This is a genomic window from Anaerostipes hominis (ex Lee et al. 2021), assembly GCF_002270485.1.
GTDB classification, from domain to species: Bacteria; Bacillota; Clostridia; order Lachnospirales; family Lachnospiraceae; genus Anaerostipes; species Anaerostipes hominis.
Genome location: NZ_NQOG01000048.1, coordinates 1 through 3,789, shown reverse-complemented (window position 1 = coordinate 3,789; position 3,789 = coordinate 1). Strand labels below are relative to the sequence as shown.

Sequence of the window (3,789 nt, the reverse complement as noted above, 5' to 3'; positions counted from 1 at the left end):
AACATCAAGCTCACCTTCTGTTGATTGTTCTAAATTTAATATTCTCAAACCAATTCGTGTTAAATTTTCAAGGTACAAACAAAATCAGATATTTATTAATGTGTCTTTTGACACCCTAATCCTATAAAGCAAAAAAAAGAAGAGATTAAAACCTCTTCTCTTTTATTTACTGTACACTTACTGTTTTTAATTCTAGTTTATCACCGCGGTGTCTTGATTTTGAATATTCAAAAATTCTTCCATCATCTAAAAAAGCAACCTGTTCTACCTCAAGAATCGGAAAACAATGCTCAATCTCAAGGTATTCTTCTTCTTGTACCGTTGGAAGCGTAGCCCGAACTGTTCGATGGGCACTTTTGATTTTTAATCCAAGCCCTTCCGATATATATTCATATATGGATTTTTCTAATATATCTTTCTTGATTCCAGGAATCACATCAATCGGCATATAGGTGTACTCCACAACATTTGGAACCCCTTCTGAATATCGAATTCTCTCAATATAATAAACAAAATCTTCTTCTGTGATTTTCAGACGCTGGGCAACAATTTCCGGTGGATTAATGATCTGAAACTCTTTAATCTCGGAACGTACATCTTTATGTCCTTCCGTATGAAAGAACCCGGAAAACTGATTGGACGTGGAAAAAGAATATTCATCATTGGCTGGCAAAGTAATATTCTTTACGAATGTTCCTGATCCTCTTCTTTTTATAACCATTCCACGCATAACAAGCAAATCCATCGCTTTCTTTACTGTGATGCGGCTAACACCATATGTCTCACACATTTCGGCTTCAAATGGCAGCTGATCATTTGGTTTATAGATGCCTTGTTCTATCTTTTCCTGTATATCTTTTGCTATACTTTCATATTTTATCAAAATTTGCCTCCTAATTATTTTATTCCGCAATAACAGATGTCTTTTCTTTCAAAAAATATACTCTTATTATACACTATAAAGATTCTTTGTGCAAAAAGACATGGCAAAAAACACAGGAAGTTTGCAAAAAAGACATTATATCATCCTTTTTTGTTTGTTATTTTACAGATTTTTTTAAAAAGTTCTTCTGCAAGACGTTTTTGTGATATGATTGATGGATGTCCATCTGCTGAATATCCATCGCTATCGGAATGTGGCTGAATATCTGCACAGTGTATATGAGCATCTTTCGTTTTCTCCTTATATTGTTCCACGGCTTTTTCCACAAATGGATACAGCCGGTCTCCCATGAGTCCATAGATGCATAGAATTTCTGCTATTGGATTCAACGTTCTTACCTTTTTTATGAACTTTGTGTATAATTCGGCATACTGTAGCTGCCGGTCTACCTGATCCTGACAGAAACTATCGTCATTGGTCCCTAAATTGATGACAACAACATCTGCTTTGAATCGGTCAAAATCCCATAAAATATCATCCAGCCGTGTACCGTCCGGTAATTTCCCATCCGAATGTGCGACTTTTTCATAATATTGTGGCAATGTTTCCCTGACATTGGCAGCATTTTCTTCTGTATAGCCTGAAAGAACCCCATATCCACTATAAGACACAAGGCTGTAATCTGCGTCAAGCTTTTGTGCAGCCAAATAAGCGTATGCCTTTGTGGCATCCTCTGTTTGGGTCTGAAAGGAATGTTCCGCATGTGGATCATCAATCCCATACCCACAGGTAATGGAATCCCCTATGACTTCTATATGAAAGGCTTTTTCTTTTGTTGGTTCTATAATGCCTTCCTTTTCGCATTTTAGCGGACCAATTCCCACAAGTGACATGGCTGCTTCCGAAATTTTTATAATTTTTACACGTACCGTCGTTTCTTCCGCCGAATCCCAAAGAATCAAGTGCTTTTTTGGCTCGGTCATACAAAAACATTGTGTTCGTTTTCCGTTAATCTCCACTGCAATACGAGCGCGGTGCCGCAACGCCTTTTCATCGGTATCTTTTATTAGGCTGTCTCCCCATACCATTGTCTCTAATCTTTTCCCGTGAAAAATAAATTCAATTCCTGTTCCTGAAAGTCCAAGCCATACGATTCCATCTTTTTGCCACGTTCTTCCCAGATGCTTTACACTTTTCATTGCTAAATTATCCTTCGACAAAAAAACCATGTTGATCTGTTATTTTCTTTAACCACTCTCCTGATTTTTTCACTGTACGTTTCTGTGTTTCTAAATCAAGAGCAATGAATCCATAACGGTTTTTGTATGCATTATTCCAAGACCAGCAATCAATTCCTGTCCATGCATGGTATCCAAAGCAATTGCTTCCTTCTTCCATCGCTTTTGCAAGTAATTCTAAATGCTCTTCATAAAATTCGATTCGGTAATCATCTTCAATTTTTCCTTCGGCATTGATGTATTGTTCTTCTCCTTCTACACCCATCCCGTTTTCAGAAATAAACCATGGAATATTCCCATAATTTTCTTGTACATTTTTGGCAATATCATAGATTGCTTTCGGATAAATTTCCCATCCACGATACGGATTTACACGTTTTCCAGGCATATCGTATTCTTCATAATACTGTTCTGGAGTCCATACATCACAATCTAACGGTGTTTCTCTGATCATGACACGTTTTGGATGATAATAATTTACACCAAGGAAGTCTACGGTATTTTCTTTTATAATCTGTAATTCTTCTTCCGTCTGTTCCCACAAAACATCATTTTCTTTTAATATTTGAATAACTTCTTCCGGGAATACTCCATTAACTGCAGGATCCAGAAAACTGCGGTTATAAAATGCATCAACAATCCTGGATGCTTCCAAATCTTCTTTAGAATTTGATCTTGGATATGTCGGTGTAAGATTCAAAATACTTCCGATTTTTCCTTTACATATTTTATGGAAAATCTCGATAGTTTTTGCTGATGCAAGATTCAGATTATAAATCACCTGCATTGCTTCTTTTCCTTTGTTTACATATTTCGGATAGTGGAATCCACATAAGTACCCTGCTTCAGGAATTACCATAGGTTCATTGAATGTTGTCCAATATTTCACTTGATCCCCAAACAGACGGAATGCTGTCTCTGCAAATTTGACAAACAAATCAACCACATGTTTACTTACCCATCCTCCATATTTTTGGAATAATTCAATTGGCATATCAAAATGGTGTAAATTCAGTACGAGAATGATATCATTCTTTTTGCATTCTTCAATCATATCTCTATAAAATTCTACTGCTTTTTCATCCGCTTCCCCCGTTTCGAAATCCTTAATCAATCTTGACCACTGAATGGATGTACGGAAAGAATTCATTCCAATTGATTTCATCATTTTAATATCTTCTTTATAATGATGATAAAAATCTGTCGCTGTGTTTGGACCTATTTCATTAAAAAATTCTTCTTTGCTTGTACGGTACCAGTAATCCATTACATTTTCATGTGCTTTTTCAAAGGTTCCTTCCATCTGAGGTCCACTCATTGCAGCTCCCCACCAAAAATTTTCCGGAAAACTAATTTTTCTGCTCATTGCCACATTCCTTTCTTTACTAATGATTCAACGTATCTTCTCTTGTATTATATAATTTTATTTTATAAATATCCACACTTTTATTTATAAAGTTATGTCTTTTTATTTTTATGGCATATTTTATTAACTTCCCAGACTTTTTTTTCGTATTTCATAGACGCAGTTTCTTATGAAATGGTGTGGTATAAAAAAAGTTGACAGTTTATTCTCAAGGATTTCATAATAAAACCAAGAGAATAAGGAGGTATTCAAAGTGGCACGTAAATATGACCATGAATACAAAGTACAGGCAGTAAAACTTG

The 3,789-nt window shown here is 35.6% G+C and carries 3 protein-coding genes; all 3 read right to left on the bottom strand.

The window, feature by feature from the left end:
* Positions 1-166: 166 nt before the first annotated feature.
* Positions 167-883 (bottom strand): GntR family transcriptional regulator, encoded by a 717-nt coding sequence (locus CI597_RS17400; RefSeq protein ID WP_024727467.1) that lies wholly within the window; start codon positions 881-883, stop codon positions 167-169.
* Between the two features lie 140 nt (positions 884-1,023).
* Complete coding sequence (locus CI597_RS17395) at positions 1,024-2,082, bottom strand: SGNH/GDSL hydrolase family protein (protein WP_158221726.1); 1,059 nt, start codon at positions 2,080-2,082, stop codon at positions 1,024-1,026.
* Between the two features lie 7 nt (positions 2,083-2,089).
* The gene (locus CI597_RS17390) at positions 2,090-3,487 is read right to left on the bottom strand and encodes a glycoside hydrolase family 1 protein (RefSeq protein ID WP_024727465.1); all 1,398 of its coding nucleotides are present in this window, start codon (positions 3,485-3,487) and stop codon (positions 2,090-2,092) included.
* Positions 3,488-3,789 lie beyond the last annotated feature (302 nt).

Coding starts and splice junctions, on each gene's coding strand:
- CI597_RS17395 (WP_158221726.1), bottom strand. CDS start 2,082: ATGAAAAGTGTAAAGCATCTGGGAAGAACGTGGCAAAAAGATGGAATC.
- CI597_RS17390 (WP_024727465.1), bottom strand. CDS start 3,487: ATGAGCAGAAAAATTAGTTTTCCGGAAAATTTTTGGTGGGGAGCTGCA.